We start from the raw sequence: 16844 nt of genomic DNA on the forward strand, positions 1-16844 counted from the left end.
CGTTGCTGGAACGCAGACGCGGCGCCGTTCGCGTTTATCGATGCATGCGTGTCGTCTAGATTGCAAAGCCCGCAGCGCGGATCGCAGCGCGATCCGCCACCACTCCCGCCATCGTCGCATAGCCCGCCTTCGTGGGTGGCGCTCGCGGCCGCGCCCCATTCGCAAGCTACGGAGCCCCACGTGCTGCTCTTGCCCATTCTGTTGCTGTCGGCCGCGGGCTTCACCGTGCTGACCACCGAATTCATCCTGGTCGGCCTGTTGCCGCCGCTGGCGCGCGATCTCGGCGTCAGCATTCCGCAGGCCGGCTTGCTGGTGACCTTGTTCGCTTTCGCGGTCGCCGCCAGCGGTCCCTTCCTGACCGCCTACTTCTCGCGCTTCGAGCGCAAACGCCTGTTCGTGATCGTGCTGCTGTTGTTCGGCTTGTCCAACCTGGCGGCGGCGCTGGCGCCGAACATCGGCGTGATGGCGCTCGCGCGGCTGATCCCGGCGCTGGGCGTGCCGGTGTTCTGGGCCCTGGCCAGCGAGACCGCGGTGGACCTGGTCGGGCAGGAGCGTGCAGGCCGCGCGATCTCGATCATCTCCTTCGGGGTGATCTGCGCCACCGTGCTCGGCGTTCCGATCGGCACCCTGGTGTCCGACGCCTACGGCTGGCGGGCGGCTTTCGGCGCGCTGGCGGCGGTCGCGTTCGGCAAGGCCGCACTGCTGTATTTCTTCCTGCCCTCGAGCCGGTTGGAGCGCGCGCATTCGCCGCTGGGCGAGCAGTTCCGCGTGCTGCGCGATCCGCTGCTGATCGGCCACGTGCTGCTGTCGACCCTGCTGTTCACCGGCATGTTCACCGCCTATACCTACCTGGCCGATCTGCTGGAGCGCCTGGCCGGTTTCGACGGCAGCTGGATCGGCTGGACCCTGATGGCGTTCGGCGCGGTCGGCCTGATCGGCAACAGCATCGGCGGGCGTCTGGTCGACCGCAATCCGATCGGCGCCTCGCTGTTGTTCAGCGCGCCAATGGCGCTGGGCCTGCTGGCGGTGGTGCCGTCGATCGGTTCGACCTGGGGACTGGCGCTGGCGCTGACGGTCTGGGGCGTGACCCAGGCCGCCTTGTTCATCGTCAGCCACGTGCGGGTGATGAAGGCCGCGCCGGGCGCGTCCGCGTTCGCGGCCTCGTTGAACATCTCCGGCGCCAACCTCGGCATCGGCGTGGGCGCGCTGGTAGGCGGTCGCGTGATCGATGCGGTCGGCGTGGGCGCGCTGGGTTATGCGGCGGCGGCGATCGTGGCCGTCGCGATCGCCCTGTCGCTGTGGCTGGTGTCGGCGCAGGCGCGCGCGGCCGCGGCGGCCGCCGATTGCCCGGTCTGAGCGAACTTGTCCGAGTTTGGCGGGATCGCGTCGCCGCGCCTGCGCGCAGGCGCGCTCACTTAGGATCGGACGGGCCGATGCGCACACACGCTTCGGCGCGGGCGACCGGGGACGCGCGCGCCCGCTTGGACACGAGACGGGCGCGACCGGTCGTCCGGCCTCTCAGCAGGCAAGGAAATCATGCGCGTATTCCGTTTGAGTTTGACCCTGGCCGCGGCCCTGTGCGTCGCGCCCATCGCCCTGGCCCAGCAGGCGGCGCCGTTCGACGCCGCCGCGGTGCTGACGCAACAGCGCCAGATCCGCGGCGACATCGATGCCGGAAACGGCGTCTACGGCCGGCTTCCGGCCGATACCCGCCGCGAAGTCGCGTCCCGTCAGGACGCCTTGTTCGCGTTGCTGGACGGCCGCCGTTACGAAGACCTGGACGAGGCCCAGCGCGCCCAGGCCAGCGCGAACCTGGTCTGGATCGAGGCCGCGCCCAAGCAGGCCACCGAGGAGCGCGTGGTCTGCGAGCGCGTCAAATCCATGGGCAGCAACCGCGTCGAGCGCGTCTGCAGGACCGTCGCGCAACGCCAGGCCGATCGCGATTCCGGCCGTAGCCGGGCCGACAAGCAGGCGGTGGATCGCGCGCTGCAGCAGCGCAACGTCTGCGCCAACGCCACCTGCGGCGGCGCGCGCTGAGATAGGCCCCACGACGGGAAGAGCCCCCGGCTTCGGCCGGGGTGTTTCCCGGGTGCGGCGATGCCGGCCTTGCCGACGTCGATGCCGGACCCGGGAACCGGCTCGCGTTCGCCGGGGTCAGGCCGCGCTGTCGGGTTTGCGTCGCAGCAGGTAGATCAACGCACCGACCGCCAACGCGATCGCCGCCGCGATCAGGTTCTTCAGGCTCGCGCTGGCCAGCAACCCCAGCGACAGCAGGGTCGCCAGGATTGGAATCAGCGGCCCGCCGGGCAGCCGCAGCGCTTCGGCGCGGTCGCCGTGGCGGCGCCGCAGCACCAGCACCGAGACCGCGGTGCCCAGGTAGGTGCACAGGCGCGACACCACCGACAGCAGGGCCAGTTGCACGAACGAGCCCGACAGCGCCAACACCAGCGACACCGCGCCGATGCTGAGGATCGCGACCGCGGGCGTGCGGAAGCGCGGATGGATCGCGGCCAGCGCGCGCGGGCCGTAGCCGTCGGCGGCCAGCGCCAGCAGATAGCGCGGCGCCATCATCACCGTGTTGTTGTTGGTGCCCAGGATCGAGACGCTGGCGCCGACGGTCAGGATCAAGGCCAGCCACCAGCCGCCGAAACGCGCGGCGGCCTCGGCCAGCGGCGCCTTGGAAGCGGCCAGGCCCGGCAGAGTGCCCAGGGCGACCCACTGCACCGCGAAGTAGATCGCGGTGACCGAGGCGATCATGGTCAGCAGCGCGAACGGCACGTCGCGGCGCGGATTGCGATACTCGCCCGCCGCGGCGGGCAGGTTCTCGAAGCCGGCGTAGGCGAACAGCAGCAGCAAGGCCGCCTCGCCGAGGTTGCGCAAGGGGATCGCGTCGCCGGGCAGCGCGCCCGCGGTGTCGGCCAGCGCGGCATCGAAATGGCTGGCGCCGATCAGCACGAACAGGAACAGCGGCAGCAGCTTGGCGATCGCCAGCACCACGCCGGCGCGCGCGGCGGTGCGCACGCCGACCAGGTTGATCGCCACCAGCAGCGCCAGCGAGCCGACCACCACCGCGACGCGTCCGGCGCCGGTGGCCGCGCCCGGCCAGAAGTGCGCGACCGCCTCGGCCAGGCCGTTGCTGAGCGCGGCCGCGGTGGCGATGCGGGTGAGCAGCAGCATCCAGCCGACCTCGAAGCCGATGAAGGAGCCGAACGCCTCGCGCGCATACAGATAGCCGCCGCCGGGCTGGTCGAAGTAGCTCGCGGCCTGGGCGTAGCACAGCACCAACAAGGCGACCGCGAAGCCGGCCAGCAACACCGCCCACAGGCTGGACGGGCCCAGCAGCGCGGCCGCGGTCGCCGGCAGCAGATAGATGCCGCTACCGACCACGTCGTTGATCGACAGGCCCAGCAGCTGCCAGCGGCTGACCGCGCGCAGGGTCGAAGGGGCGGTGTCGGCGGAGCGCGCGCCGGTGCGATCGGACGAGGACGGTTCCAAGGCATCACCGGTCGGGAGCGTGAGGGCCAGAGTGCCCGAGTCGGCGCCCGCGAATCCAGCGCGGCGGCGCCGGACCGCGACCGCCGCGCCGGTTCGGCGCCCGTTAGGCCGGGAATCACGGCCGCGGCGCTACTATCCGCACGCCTCGGCGCCGTTGGCCGCCGACCCCCAAGGAGATCGACCGAATGAGAGCGCTGATCCTGACCGCCGCCACCGTCGCCCTGCTGGCCGCCTGCAAGCCGACGCCCAGCGAGAACGCCGCGCCCGCGGCGGCCACGTCCGCTGCCGCGCCTGCGCCGGCGAGCCCCGGGGCCGTCGCGCCTGCGCCAGCGAACGACGCTGCCGCGACGCCCACAGCCGTGACCGGCGCTGCAGCCGTCGCCGACGATGCGGGCCGCGCCCAGGTCAACCAGTCGATCGAAGAAGTGTTGGGCGATCCGATGGTGTACGAGCCGGCGATTCTCGCCTTCCAGAAAGCGGTCGCCGCGCACGACGCCGCGGCGGTGGCGCAGATGGCCGACTACCCGTTCAAGGCCCACATCGCCGGCAAGCCGACCACGATCAAGGACGCGGCCGCCTTCATCGCCGCCTACGACCGGATCGTGACGCCGGCGATCGCCAAGGTGGTGAGCGAGCAGAAGTACGCCGAGCTCGCGGTCAGCGGCAAGGGCGTGATGTTCGGCAACGGCGAGGCCTGGATCAACGGCATCTGCCAGGACAACGAATGCAAGCGCGTGGACGTGCGCGTGATCGCCCTGCAGCCCGGCGAAGCGGCGGCCGCCCATTAACAGCCGCCTGCCGCCGCCGCTCGCGTTCGTGCTGGGCGCCGCGCTCGCCTTGGGCGCGGCCGGCGACGCGCACGCGCGCAAGGTCTACCGTTGCGTCGGCCGCGACGGCTCGGTCAGCCTGGCGACCGAGCCGGAGCCGGGCTCGCGTTGCCAGGCGCGCGAGTTCGACGACAACGTCGCCAAGGTGCCGAACCTCTGGGGCTCGATGGGCGTGATCAACGGCACCCTCTACGAACGCCAGCAGGACGGCAAGACCGTCTACAGCACGCGCAATCTGCCCGGCTCTACCAAGGTGCTGTCGTTCACCGTGGAAACGCCGCCCGGCGAACCCGCGCACCTGGGCCTGGGCCAGGTCGGCAAGCCGCAGCTGGACAAGTACGCCGCGCAGTTCCGTTCCGCCGCCAAGGCCACCGGCGTCGACGACGCCTGGCTGCGCGCGATCGCGCACGCCGAGAGCGGCTTCAACGCCGCCGCGGTCTCGCCCAAGGGCGCCCAGGGCGTGATGCAGCTGATGCCGGCCACGGCCAGGGAATACGGCGTGGTCGATCCGTTCTCGGCCGAGGATTCGATCAACGGCGGCGCGCGCCATCTCAAGCAGCTGATCCGCCGCTACAAGGGCGACCTGACCCTGGTCGCGGCCGCCTACAACGCCGGCATCGGCGTGGTCGCGCGTTACGGCGGCGTGCCGCCTTACCGCGAGACCCAGGCCTACATCGCCAAGGTCCAGGCCCTGCACGAGAACTACCGCGCCGCGCTCGCGGCCAAGCCCAAGCGCGCGATCAGGAAGCGCTGAGTTCGCGGCGCTCAGGCCACGGCGGCCTTGTGCGCCTCGAACGGCAGCGGAACGGCGCCGCTTTGGGCGACGATGCGTGGCTCGGCCGCGGTCAGCAATTCCTTGCTGCCGTCGACCACCACCAGGATGCGGCCGGCCTCGATCTCGTCGTGGAACTTGCGCCGGATCGGATCGGGCAGGGACGAGCCCACCAGGGCCGAGGCCCAGCAGCCGACCATCGCGCCGGCCATGGTCGCGGCCGCCGCGCCGGCCAGGGTCAAGGCGATCGGCGTCGCCGCGACCACCGCCAATCCCGCCGCCAGTCCCGCCGCGCCGCCGATGCCGGCGCCGCGCAGCGCGGCCGGCATCAGGTCGGTGTCGGCTTCCTTGCGCTCGTTGGGGATCGATGCGAGCTCGATGTCCGAGCGCGCGATCAACAGGATGTCCTCGTCGTGCACGCCGGCTTCCAGTGCGGCGTTCATCGCGGCCTGGGCGCTGTCGAGATCGGGCGTGCTGAACACGTGTCGGATCTTCATGCTTCCTCCTGACGATGCTCCGCCCTGGAGTGTTCCGATGCGCATCGCCACGCCGCGCATCGTGCGGGCGGCGGCCGCGACGGGCACCGCTCAGCGTCGCCGCCCGGCCGTCGCGACGAGCTTGGGCGCGCCCGGGTTACCGCGACGTGAGGGCTGTCGCGCCTGCGCCCGGCCTTAACGGCGCGGTGCTACTGTCTGCGCCATTCGCTACCGCATTCATGGAGAGCCTCATGCGCCGCTATTCCGGTTCCGCCCTCGCACTCGCCGCCGTCGTCGCCTTCGGACTCGTCGCCTGCAAGCCGGCGCCCGCACCCGCACCCGCGCCCGCGGCGGACGCAGCGACGCCCGCGCCCGCCGCCAGCGATGCGGGCACGCAGCCGGCACCGGCACCGGCGCCGGCGCCGGCCGCCACGGCCGCGCCTTCGCCCGCGCAGTTCGCGGGCAAGATCTGGGAGGTCAAGGAATCGGCGACCGTCGAGAAAGGCACCACCTACGCCTTCCTCGCCGACGGCGGCCTGATCATCGACGGACCCGGCGGTACGCCGCTGCAGGCGCAGTGGAAGTTCGACGCCGGCCAGCTGACCCTGATCGAGGAAGGGCAGGCGTATCCGGCCGACATTCTCAAGCTCGACGCCAACGAGTTCCGCGTCCGCAGCCACAACCCCGGCGAGCCGGTCGAAGTCCTGCTGGTGCCCGCGGCCAACCAGACCCTGCCGAAGGCGGCGATGTGAGCATCGCGGCCGACCAAGGCCAGCGCCGCCGCGTGCTGGTGATCGGCGCCGGTGGCGTGATCGGGCGCGCGGTCGCGACCGCGCTGGCCGAACGCCACGAGGTGATCGCGGCCGGGCGCAGTTCCGGCGATGTGCGCATCGACCTGGCCGATCCGGCCAGCATCGAGGCCGCGCTGGATCGGGCCGGCCCGCTGGACGCGGTGGTCTGCGCGGCCGGCAACGTCGCCTTCGTGCCGCTGGCCCGGATCGCGCCCGCGCCGATCGAAACCTCGAGCTTCGGCCTGGGCCTGCGCGACAAACTGATGGGCCAGGTCAATCTCGCGCTGGCCGCGCAGACGCGTTTGCGCGACGGCGGCTCGATCACCCTGGTCACCGGCGTGCTCAGCGAACAGCCGATCGCGGCCGGCGCCTGCGCCAGCCTGGTCAACGGTGCGATCGAAGCCTTCGTGCGCGCGGCCGCGATCGAGTTGCCGCGCGGCCTGCGCATCAACGCGGTCAATCCGACCGTGATCGAGGAGGCCATGCCCGACTACGCGCCGTACTTCCGCGGCTTCGAACCGGTGCCGGCCGCGCGCGCGGCGCTGGCCTTCGTGCGCAGCGTGGAAGGCCTGCAGACCGGACAGGTCTATCGCGTGGGCTGGTAGCGATGTCCATGCAGCCCTTCATCAACGTGAGCTGCCCGTACTGCGGGGAGACGATCGGCCTGTTGCTGGACGTCTCCGCCGGAGATCAAACCTACATCGAGGACTGCCAGGTGTGCTGCCGTCCCATCGTCGTCTCCGTCGCCATCGGCGAAGACGGCGAGCCGCAGGTCGGCGTGAGCGCAGAAGACGAGGCTTGACGGCGGTCGCGGCCCGACAGCGCGGGCCGGCTCGCAAGCGCGCACAGGCGCGGATGCCGGCGTTCGCCGGTCGGGCTATCTTTCGCTACTCCCCCGCACTCGCAAGCGCCATGCCCGCCAGGAAATCCGCCACCGCCGCCGACGGCGAAACGCTGAGCCTACGCGCGCTCAATCGCGCCCTGCTGCATCGGCAGGCCTTGCTGCAGCCGTCGTCGGATACGCCGCTGGCGATGATCGAGCGCCTGGGCGGCCTGCAGGCGCAGGCGCCGAATCCGCCCTACCTGGGCCTGTGGACGCGGCTGTCCGGGTTCCGGCCCGAACAACTGACCGAACTGATGCAAACGCGCCAGGTGGTGCGCGCGACCATGATGCGCGGCACCTTGCATCTGGTCAGCGCACGCGATTATCTGGCTTGGCGCGCGACCCTGCAGCCGATGCTGCGGCGCTTGTTCCTGCAAAGCGATCAGGGCAAGGCGGTGCAGGACATGGACCTGGACGCGCTGGGCGCGGCCGGGCTCGCCCTGCTCGCGCGCAAGTGCCTGAACGCGACCGAGCTGGGCGCGGCGCTGCAACCGCAATGGCCGCAACGCGATGCGGCCGCGATGGCGCGCTGGGTGCGCGGCGTCGAACCGCTGGTCCATGTGCCGCCGGCCGGGGTCTGGGACTCGCATCGCGCGGCCGGCTTCGCGCCGGCCGCGGACTGGTTGGGCCAGGCCTTGGGCGCCGACGACGCGGCCGAGGCGATGGTGCTGCGTTATCTGGCCGCATTCGGGCCGGCGACGGTGCAGGACATCGCCGCCTGGTCGGGCCTGCAGGGCGTGCGCGCGATCGTCGAGCGGCTGCGTCCGCGCCTGCGCAGCTACCGCGGCCCGGAGGGCGCGGCCCTGTTCGATCCCATCGAGGCGTCGCCGCCCGATCCCGATGCGCCCGCGCCGCCGCGCCTGCTCGCCGATTTCGACAACCTGCTGCTCGCGCATGCCGACCGCAGCCGCATCTTCGACGAGCGCCGCAAGTGGGCGATCTTCACCCGCAACGGCATCGTCCGCGCCACCGTGCTGATCGACGGTCTCGTCGCCGGCAGCTGGAGCATGGAACGCGCCAAGGACAGGGCGACGATCGCGATCCTGCCGTTCGCCGCTTTGTCCAAATCACATCGCGCCACCCTGGACGAGCAGGCCCGGCAATGCCTGGCGACGTTCGCGCCCGGGCTCGCGCACGCGGTGCGCTTCGAGGCCGTCGCCGCCTGAACGCGCTGTGGCGCGCATCACGCCCGATCTGCGATCGAGTCAGGAATCGGTGCGTGCGCGCGCATCGCCGCTGCATGCGCGAACGCATACGCGCATGACGGGACCACACGCGATTTCGTAAAGGTTGTGTTGCGTTCAGCCAATCGGCGCACAGCGCGAGCGGCGCGAATGCCGTCCTGGGTCACGTTTTGACGCGTTTTGCGCTGGCGATCGGCCGCGGGCCTAACGTCATTCGCATCGCATGTGGTTAAGCGAACGTAGCTTTAACGCTTCGCGCCCGAGATCGGTTCAGATGCGTGCCGGCAAGGTGCAGTCGTGCGGTGGCCCCCAGGCTTACAAGACATCCGCGCAACACATCACCTCCAGGAGAGATCGCATGAATACCCTGTCCCGCAAGTCGTTGATCGGTGCTTTCGCCCTCGTCGCCAGCCTGTCGGCTCCGCTCGCGTTCGCGCAGCAGGCCGAGCAGGCTCCGCCGGCCGAGCAGGCCCAGAGCGCCGATGCCGCGGCCGCCGCCGCGACCGATGCGACTGCCGCCCAGGCCAGCGAGCCGGCAGCCGCCACCGCCGCCGCGCCGCAGAAGAAGAGCTGGAGCGATGTCGACGTCGACAAGGACGGCAATCTGAGCAAGACCGAAGCTTCCAGCGTGCCGGCCCTCGGCCAGGTCTTCGACAAGGCCGATTCCAACGCCGACGGCTCGCTGACCGCCGACGAGTACAAGGCCTACGTCGCCAAGGCCCAGGGCAGCAAGCCGGCCAAGCACGGCGGCTGATAGATTCCAGCTCGGCAGAACCCGGGGGTGTGGACTCCCCTGCGGAGGAAGGGCGGCTAGGGCCGCCCTTCCTGTTTGCTACGCCGGCTTCTTCGCCGGGCCGCGCGCGCGGCATAATGCGCGCATGAATCGCACGCACGCGGCCGGGATCCGGCTGGTCGGCTTCGACGCCGACGACACCCTCTGGCGCAGCCAGGATTATTTCGATGAGGCCCAGCTCGAATTCGAGCGCATCGTCGGCGCCTACGTCGACCTGCACGACGCCGGCGTGCATCAGCACCTGTACGAGGTCGAGAAGCGCAACATCGCGCTGTTCGGCTATGGCGTGAAGGGCATGGTGCTGTCGATGATCGAGGCCGCGGTCGAGATCACCGGCCAGCGCATCGGCGCCGCCGACCTGCATCGCATCGTCGGCCTGGGCAAGGACCTGCTGCGGCATCCGGTCGAACTGCTGCCCGGCATTCCCGAGGCGGTGCGCGCGATCGCCGGCGAGTACGACGTGGTTCTGATCACCAAGGGCGACCTGTTCCACCAGGAAGCCAAAGTGCGCCAGTGCGGCCTGGCCGATCTGTTCCGCCGCATCGAGATCGTGAGCGAGAAGGACGCCGCGACCTACGCGCGCCTGTTCGACGAGTTCGGCCTGGCGGCGGGCCAGTTCGTGATGATCGGCAACTCCCTGCGCTCGGACATCGCACCGGTGCTGGCGCTGGGCGGCTGGGGCATCCACATGCCGTACCACGTGACCTGGGCGCACGAGAACGAGGCCGAGGTGGCCGCCGATGCGCCGCGCCTGCGCCGCGTCGACGGCGCCCAGGCCCTGCCGGACGCGGTGCGCGAACTGGCGCGCGCGGCGGCCGCCTGAACGGCCGCCGACGTTATCCCAACGCCGGCTGAGCGGTTCCGGGCGGTAAGGGCGAAATTAGGAAATCGTTCACCGTCGCGGTCGCATCGTCGCAGCGTGCCTGCAATGGTGCAGGCGTTGAGGAGAACGACATGACCGCACTGTCCCGATGGCTCGCCCCGGTGGTCGTGGCCGCCGGCTTCGGCGTGGTCGCGATGACGCCGGCCCCGGCGATGGCGCAGAGCGACGACCTGGTTCGCGTGATCGTCGACGTGGCCGACGTGATCATCCGCGGCAACACCCCGTACTACCGTTACGGCAACTACGGCTACGACGATCGCCTGATCGTGGTGCGCGACCGCTACGGCCGCCCGACCTACTACCGCAACGTGCCGCGCCACGGCTACTCGCAGCCTCCGTACGGCAACGCCTACGGCTACCGCAATCAGTACAACCGCCCGGGCTACCGCACGGCGAACTGCAACAAGCACGGCAAGTGCCGGACCGAGTACTACGATCCGCGCTACGACCGCCGTTACGACAATCGCTACGACGTCCGCTACGACCGCCGTTACGACAATCGCTACGACGTCCGCTACGACCGCCGTTACGACAATCGCTACGACAACCGTTACTACGACGGCCGCTATTACGACAGCCGTTACGACCGCAGGCGTTACGACGACTGAACCCCATCCCGACGGCACCGCCACCGCGGTGCCGTCGGCCGCCGTGCTGCCGTGCGCCGCGTTCGGTGCTAGCCTGCGGCCCTGCCTGCAAGGAGTCGTCCCCTCATGAAGTCGCTACTGCTGTGCGCCAGCCTCGCCGTCGCCGGCCTGACCGCCACCTGGGCGTCCCCGGCCCAGGCCGCGGGCTCGGTCGACTGCAAACTCCGCTTCAACCTGTCCGGCTGGTCGGTGTTCTACAAGACCTCCTCCGGCAGCGGCACCGTCCACTGCAGCAACGGCCAGAGCATGTCGGTCAAGATCAGCGCCAAGGGCGGCGGCCTGACCGTGGGCAAATCCAGGATCGAGAACGGCGTCGGCGAATTCTCCGGCGTGCACAACATCTCCGAGGTGCTGGGCACCTACGCCACCGCCGAGGCCCATGCCGGCGCGGTCAAGTCCAGCAAGGCCCAGGTCATGACCAAGGGCGAGGTTTCGCTGGCCCTGGCCGGCAAGGGCGAGGGCTGGGACCTGGGCGTGGCCTTCGGCAAATTCGTGATTTCGCGCTGAGCATGGACCGCGCCGTCGCCCCTTCGCCGAATCCGTCGCGCCCGCGCCTGCGGGTGCGCATGCTGGCGCTGCTGGCCTCGATCGCGGCGGTGTTGGGCATCGGCCAGAGCTGGGCGCAGGACTTCGCGTTCGGCTGGGACCCGCGCAGCGGCGACGCCTGGGTCGACACCTGGCTGGGCGACGTGAACCGCTACGGCACGCGTTACCGCGAGCCCTTCGTGGACGAGGTGGTGCGCAACTACGGCGCGCCGCGCGAGCTGGTGTCGGATCTGCTGGGCGCGCGCCGCTGGGCGCCGGGCGATGTCTACTACGCCTGCGCGCTGGCGCAGGTGCTGGGCCTTCCCTGCCGCTACGTGGTCGACGAATGGGAACGCAGCCACGGCGAGGGCTGGGGCGCGGTCGCACAGCGCCTGGGCGTCAAGCCGGGCTCGCCCGAGTTCCACCGCCTCAAGCGCGGTTTCGTGCCGACCTACGACCGCTGGGGCCGCCCGATCGCGATCGACGCCGAGCTGCGTCGCGACTTTCCGAACCGGCCCAGCGTCAAAGCCAAGCGCGCCCCGCCGCCGCAGGCGCGCGAGGCCGGCAAGGGCAAATCCGCCGGCCAGGCCAAGGGCCCGGACAAAGACAAGGCCAAGGACAAGGGCAAGCGCTAGGCGTGGGCCGCGCCAGGCCGGCGGCGCGGCACTATGATGGACGCATGAGCGAACGCGTCCCCGCCGCCGATATCCGCATCGTCGATTTCGCGCCGCAATGGCGCGCCGATTTCGCCCGCCTCAACCTGGAGTGGCTGCAGCGCTGGTTCGTGGTCGAGGCCATCGACCGGGCGGTGCTGGACGACCCGGAGACCCATCTGCTCGCCGACGGCGGGCGCGTGCTGTTCGCGGTGGACGGCGCCCAGCGCGCGCTGGGCACCGTCGCGCTCAAGCACGAAGGCGACGGGGTCTTCGAACTGACCAAGATGGCGGTCGACAGCGCGCTGCGCGGCGGCGGCATCGGCCGCCTGCTGATGCTGGGCGCGCTGCAGCGTTTCCAGGCCATGGGCGGCCGCGAATTGTTCCTGGAATCCAGCACCAAGCTGACGCCGGCGCTGAAGCTGTACGAGAGCGTGGGCTTCCGCCATTACCCGGCGCCGCGCCCCGGCTCGCACTACGCCCGCGCCGACGTCTACATGGTCTGGCACCCGCCGGAGTAGGCGCCGACGCGGTTGGCCTGGCGCTTCAATCCTTCTTCTTGTTGTCCATCGGCCGCTCGTTGGGCGGCGGATCGTCGGCGTTCGCCTTGGGCTGCTTGTTGGCGCCCATGGCCTGGTGCGCCGCGTCCATCTCGGCGGCGGTGACCTTGCCGTCGCGGTTCGCGTCCATGCGCTCGAACATCGCGCGCGCGCCGGCGGCGTGCTCCTCGGCGGTGACGATGCCGTCGTGGTCGCTGTCGATCACGGCGATCTTTTCGGCCGAGCTCATCATCGCCTTGGGCTTGGTGGTCTCCTGGGCCGGCGTCGGCATCGCCGCGAGCGCGGCGGCCAGACCCAGGGCGTAAACGCAGGTCTGCGGTTTCATGCTGGCCTCCTGTGATGCGGCCCCTGCGCACCGCAGCTTCCGCCGCTCGGGGTGATGCGGCTGTGGATGCGCGCGCGTTCAGGCGCGTGGGCGTGGCGCCGGTTCAGGCCGCGGCAAGGCACCCTGCTTCGCCGGGCGAGCCGTGGCGCCCCGGTCCTGGAACGTGGCTCTTACTGGACCACGAAGCTCGCGTAGGCCTGGGTCGTGAGGCTGCCGCTGGTCGCGGTGGCCGTCAGCTGATAGGTGCCGATCGAGCTGGGGCCGGTGCCGGACACGAACGAGACGCTGGCATCGCCATTGCTGTTGGTGGTCGCGCTGAGCTGGACATGGTTGACGAGATTGGGCTTCAGCGCGTCGAAGCTGACTAGGGCGCCGGAGACCGGCTGGCCGTGGTTGAGCACGCGCGCCATCATCGTCACCGTTTCGCCGCGGATGTAGCTGGGCTTGCTGGTGCCGGTGGTCGCTGCGAACGCGAACACATCGTCGTTGGTGATCGTGCAGGTCGCGCTGTCGCCCGCGGCCAGCACGATGTCGCTGCAATGCGACAGGCTGGCGGCATAGCCGGCCACGGCCGGCTCGGCGACGGTGTAGGTGCCGGCCGGAACGCTGAGCGCGTTGCTGCCGTCGGCCTCGAACCTCACCGGCGTGGCCCCGTTGACCGAGAAGCTGAAGTCCGATGCGACCTTGCTGCCGCCCTCGTTGTTCACCACCACCTTGTCGACGGTCAAGGTGGCCGATTGGGGCGCCTGGTCGTTGTTGACGATCGTGCAGGTCGCGTTGCCGCCCGCGGCCAGCACGATGCCGCTGCAATTGGACAGGCTGGCGACATAGCCGGGCACAGCCGGTTCGGTGACGGTGTAGGTGCCGGCCGGGAGGCTGAGGACGTTGCTGCCATCGGGCTCGAACGCCACCGGTGCCGCGCCGTTGACCGAGAAGCTGAAGTCCGACGCGACCCGGCTGCCGCCGTCGTCGTTCACCACGAGCTTGCCGACCGTCAGCGTAGCGGGTGGGCGCTGGACCGCGAAGCTTGCGTAGGCTTTGGTCGTGAGGCCGCCGCTGGTCGCGGTGACGGTCAGCTGGTAGATGCCGATCGAGCTGGGACCGGTGCCGGACGCGAACGATGCGCTGGCATTGCCATTGCTGTCCGTGGTCGCCGTGCGTACGACATGGTTGATTCCGTTTGGCTTCAGCGCATCGAAGGTCACACCGGCACCCGCGACCGCAACGCCGCCGTTGAGCACGCGCGCCGTCATCGTCACCGTTTCGCCGGGCGCGTAGCCGGATTTGCTGGTGCCGGCGGTCGCCGTGAACGAAGGCGTATCGATGTTGGTGATCGTGCAGGTCGCGCTGTCGCCCGCAGCCAGCACGATGCCGCTGCAATTGGCCAGGCTGGCGGTGTAATCGGCCACGGCCGGCTCGGTCACGGTGTAGGTGCCGGCCGGAACGCTGAGCACGTTGCTGCCGTCGGGCTCGAACGCCACCGGCGCCGCACCGTTGACCGAGAAACCGAAGTCGGATGCGGCCTTGCTGCCCCCGTTCTCGTTCACCATCACCTTGCGCACGGTCAGCATGGCCGGCGGCGGCGCCTGGGTCTTCTGCACCACGAAGCTCGCGCTGGCCTGGGTCGCGAGGCCGCCGCTGGTCGCGGTGGCCGTCAGCGCGTAGGTTCCGATCGAACTGGGGCCGCTGCCGGACACGAACGAGACGCTGGCATTGCCGCCGCTGTCCGTGGTGGCGGCGAGCACGACGTGATTGACCCCGTTGGGTTTGAGCGCATCGAAATTCACCCTGGCACCCGCAACCGGGATGCCGTTGTTGAGCACACGCGCCGTCATCGTCACCGTTTCGCCGGCCGTGTAGATGGGCTTGCTGGTGCCGGCAGTCGCCGTGAATGCGGCAGGCCGGTCGTTGTTGGTGATCGTGCAGGTCGCGCTGCCGCCCGCGGCCAGCACGATGCCGCTGCAGTTCGACAGACTGGCGACATATCCGGGCACGGCCGGCTCGGTGACGGTGTAGGTCCCGGCCGGCAGGTTGAGCATGTTGCTGCCGTCGGCCTCGAACGCCAGCGGCGCCGCGCCGTTGACCGAGAAACTGAAGTTCGATGCGAGCTTGCTGCCGCCTTCGTCGTTCACCACGACCTTGCTGACGGTCAGCCGCGCCGGCACCTGCGCGTTGATGCGCAGCATGGCGGCTTCGGAGGGAACGCCCCGATCGTTGAAGACGAACAGCATGTAGAAGCCCGGCGGCGTCTCGAAGATATTTGCGGGCAGGCTGACCTGCAGTTCGTTCCCCGCCACGGTGAACGGCAGTTCGAGGAAGCGTTGATCCATGTCGAAGGAGTGCGTGACCGAGCCGGTCTTGAGCAGCGTCACCCGGGCGATGCCGGCCGCAGTCGGCGTTTCGATCGCGATCGTCCGGCCGGGGTCGGTGGTCATGGGCGACGATGCGATGATCGGCCGCGCGGCGGGCGTGCCATCGGCATTGAACAGGTACGGCGGGTAATAGATTTCGGCGTTGAGGTTGAGTTGCGGCCCGATGGCGCCGCCGCCCAGGGTCAGTACCGTCGCATCGGGCAACAGCAGCGACGAGGAGTGGTAGAGCCGCATCCGCTGCGCGGTGGCGCCCTCCGACCAGGTGTTCGTCGCCGGGTCGTAGAGCTCGCTGGTGTAGTCCACGCCATTGACGGGGTCGTTGTCCGCCACGCTGCCGCCGGACAGGAACACGCGGCCGTCCGGCAGCATCGTGCTGGTGGCCCAGTGGCGGCGATAGAGCGGCGGCGCCACCTGTTGGAGGCTGGGCGTTGCGGGGTTGATGTCGATCACGTGCGCCAGCGGACTTGCGAAGGCCAGGTCGTAGCCGCCGCCGGTCTGCAGGATCTTGCCGGGCCGGAACATCACCGCCGTCGAACTGGCGCCCATGGCGTTGGGCGGGAATTTCCCCGCCCGCGCAAGAACGCCCGTACCGTTGGCATCGACCCGGTACATCTCCTCGTAGCGCGTTCCGAAGACGTTGCCGTCCGGCGCGAGGAAGTTGCGCGGATAGAGTTCTCCGAGATAGGTGGTGGATGCGCCCGACAGGAGACGGAAATTGCCTGTGCCGGTGCGGACTTCGGGAAAGTCCTCGCCGCCGGTGCCGCCCTGGATGTACACCTCGCCGTTGGGCAGGGTCGTGGCGGTGGCATACCAGCGCTTGCGGAACATCTTGCCCGTGCGCACCAGCTGGTTGTCGAGCGGAGTGAAAAGGTTGGAATCGTCGTTGGGTTGCAGCGTGGCCCTGCCCGTGGCCAGGTTGACGACGTCGCCGCCCCACATCTCGATGTTGCCGTCGGGCAGCAGGAGTTGGGCGTTGCAGAAGATGTCGACCGCGGTGGCGTTGGGCAGGACCGTATGCGCCTCGCTGCCCAGCCCCAGCAGTGGATCCCAGACATCGTAGAGGTAGTACCCGGTGCGGGCGCCAGCGGCCGTGGTGCCGTAGGTGAGCACGCGACCGTCGGGGGTCAGCACCGCGTGGATGCCGACCAGCGGCCAATCCACGACGGGAGAGAAGGTCCCCTTGAGCGGGTCGCCCAAGGCGGGCAGGGCGGTCAGGCCGCCGAGCGGGCGCAGGGTCTGGAACGCCGCCAGCGCGGCAGCATCGCCGCGCATGATTCGATTCTCGTTCGCCCGCGTCTGGATCGCCGCCAGGATGATGGGGTCGCCACGGGCGGCGGCTATCTGCGCCGCGCTCGGAACGGCGCGCGCGCTGGCAGCTTCGCTGGCGGGTGGCGCGACGGAACCCAGGTAAAGGGTGGCCCAGCTCGCGGCCGCGGTCAGCGCCAAGGCGAATCCGATCGTGTAGCCACGACGCCGTGACCGATGCTGGGGGACGCTCATTTCGGCTTTGTCTCAGCGCGCGGAAGTGGATGGTGGTGGCGCCACGCAAGGCAGTGCGAATCCCCCATCTGGGCCAACGCGTGGCAGGCGTGGCGGCGGACACCTGGAAAAGGGAGGACGGGGGCAGGGCCATTCGATGCCGCGCGCGCTTACCCGGG

The 16844-nt window shown here is 70.2% G+C and carries 18 protein-coding genes; 14 read left to right on the top strand and 4 right to left on the bottom strand.

Annotation, left to right across the window (positions count from 1 at the left end; all coding sequences use genetic code 11):
• The first annotated feature begins 180 nt into the window (after window positions 1-180).
• Together V1318_RS06045 and V1318_RS06050 are read left to right on the top strand one after the other, a co-directional pair.
• The gene (locus V1318_RS06045) at window positions 181-1356 is read left to right on the top strand and encodes an MFS transporter (RefSeq protein WP_332938621.1); all 1176 of its coding nucleotides are present in this window, start codon (window positions 181-183) and stop codon (window positions 1354-1356) included.
• Window positions 1357-1536: 180 nt separating this feature from the next.
• Window positions 1537-2037, top strand: a complete 501-nt coding sequence (locus V1318_RS06050; RefSeq protein ID WP_332938623.1) for a hypothetical protein — start codon at window positions 1537-1539, stop codon at window positions 2035-2037.
• A 117-nt stretch (window positions 2038-2154) separates the two neighbouring features.
• On the opposite strand, the gene V1318_RS06055 is transcribed toward V1318_RS06050, so the two are convergent.
• On the bottom strand, window positions 2155-3495 hold the full coding sequence (locus V1318_RS06055) for an APC family permease (protein ID WP_332938625.1): 1341 nt from the start codon (window positions 3493-3495) through the stop codon (window positions 2155-2157).
• 185 nt (window positions 3496-3680) lie between these two features.
• On the opposite strand from V1318_RS06055, the gene V1318_RS06060 reads away from it, so the two are divergent.
• Both V1318_RS06060 and V1318_RS06065 read left to right on the top strand, forming a co-directional pair.
• On the top strand, window positions 3681-4283 hold the full coding sequence (locus tag V1318_RS06060; RefSeq protein WP_332938626.1) for a hypothetical protein: 603 nt from the start codon (window positions 3681-3683) through the stop codon (window positions 4281-4283).
• A gap of 28 nt (window positions 4284-4311) precedes the next feature.
• Window positions 4312-5076: a lytic transglycosylase domain-containing protein gene (locus tag V1318_RS06065; RefSeq protein ID WP_332938627.1), complete on the top strand. Its 765-nt coding sequence runs from the start codon at window positions 4312-4314 to the stop codon at window positions 5074-5076.
• A gap of 11 nt (window positions 5077-5087) precedes the next feature.
• Here the strand turns inward: V1318_RS06065 and V1318_RS06070 are convergent, their stop codons facing one another.
• Complete coding sequence (locus V1318_RS06070; RefSeq protein ID WP_332938629.1) at window positions 5088-5591, bottom strand: hypothetical protein; 504 nt, start codon at window positions 5589-5591, stop codon at window positions 5088-5090.
• A gap of 230 nt (window positions 5592-5821) precedes the next feature.
• Between V1318_RS06070 and V1318_RS06075 the strand changes: the two genes are divergently transcribed.
• From V1318_RS06075 to V1318_RS06120, 10 genes are all read left to right on the top strand, one after another.
• Complete coding sequence (locus V1318_RS06075) at window positions 5822-6322, top strand: hypothetical protein (protein ID WP_332938630.1); 501 nt, start codon at window positions 5822-5824, stop codon at window positions 6320-6322.
• Window positions 6319-6966 carry a short chain dehydrogenase gene (locus tag V1318_RS06080; RefSeq protein WP_332938632.1) on the top strand — a complete coding sequence of 216 codons (648 nt, stop codon included), beginning with the start codon at window positions 6319-6321 and terminating at the stop codon, window positions 6964-6966. The genes V1318_RS06075 and V1318_RS06080 overlap by 4 nt, the downstream gene beginning before the upstream one ends.
• 8 nt (window positions 6967-6974) lie before the next feature.
• Window positions 6975-7163, top strand: coding sequence for a CPXCG motif-containing cysteine-rich protein (locus V1318_RS06085; RefSeq protein WP_332938634.1), 189 nt, complete (start codon window positions 6975-6977; stop codon window positions 7161-7163).
• A gap of 110 nt (window positions 7164-7273) precedes the next feature.
• Entirely contained in the window at window positions 7274-8410 is a 1137-nt protein-coding gene (locus tag V1318_RS06090; RefSeq protein WP_332938635.1) for a winged helix DNA-binding domain-containing protein, read from the top strand.
• A gap of 376 nt (window positions 8411-8786) precedes the next feature.
• Window positions 8787-9182 carry an EF-hand domain-containing protein gene (locus V1318_RS06095; protein WP_332938636.1) on the top strand — a complete coding sequence of 132 codons (396 nt, stop codon included), beginning with the start codon at window positions 8787-8789 and terminating at the stop codon, window positions 9180-9182.
• Window positions 9183-9306: 124 nt separating this feature from the next.
• Window positions 9307-10044 (top strand): HAD family hydrolase, encoded by a 738-nt coding sequence (locus V1318_RS06100; protein ID WP_332938637.1) that lies wholly within the window; start codon window positions 9307-9309, stop codon window positions 10042-10044.
• A 131-nt stretch (window positions 10045-10175) separates the two neighbouring features.
• Window positions 10176-10712 carry a hypothetical protein gene (locus V1318_RS06105; RefSeq protein ID WP_332938639.1) on the top strand — a complete coding sequence of 179 codons (537 nt, stop codon included), beginning with the start codon at window positions 10176-10178 and terminating at the stop codon, window positions 10710-10712.
• A gap of 105 nt (window positions 10713-10817) precedes the next feature.
• Window positions 10818-11258 (top strand): hypothetical protein, encoded by a 441-nt coding sequence (locus tag V1318_RS06110; RefSeq protein ID WP_332938640.1) that lies wholly within the window; start codon window positions 10818-10820, stop codon window positions 11256-11258.
• 2 nt (window positions 11259-11260) lie between these two features.
• Complete coding sequence (locus tag V1318_RS06115; RefSeq protein WP_332938642.1) at window positions 11261-11911, top strand: hypothetical protein; 651 nt, start codon at window positions 11261-11263, stop codon at window positions 11909-11911.
• A 44-nt stretch (window positions 11912-11955) separates the two neighbouring features.
• On the top strand, window positions 11956-12450 hold the full coding sequence (locus V1318_RS06120; RefSeq protein ID WP_332938644.1) for a GNAT family N-acetyltransferase: 495 nt from the start codon (window positions 11956-11958) through the stop codon (window positions 12448-12450).
• Between the two features lie 25 nt (window positions 12451-12475).
• Here V1318_RS06120 and V1318_RS06125 read toward each other — a convergent pair whose 3' ends face one another.
• On the bottom strand, window positions 12476-12814 hold the full coding sequence (locus tag V1318_RS06125) for a hypothetical protein (RefSeq protein WP_332938646.1): 339 nt from the start codon (window positions 12812-12814) through the stop codon (window positions 12476-12478).
• Window positions 12815-12984: 170 nt separating this feature from the next.
• Window positions 12985-16458, bottom strand: a complete 3474-nt coding sequence (locus V1318_RS06130) for a galactose oxidase-like domain-containing protein (RefSeq protein ID WP_332938648.1) — start codon at window positions 16456-16458, stop codon at window positions 12985-12987.
• Between the last annotated feature and the right edge of the window lie 386 nt (window positions 16459-16844).

It is taken from the genome of Lysobacter sp. CCNWLW3, from assembly GCF_036697405.1.
GTDB lineage: Bacteria > Pseudomonadota > Gammaproteobacteria > Xanthomonadales > Xanthomonadaceae > Lysobacter.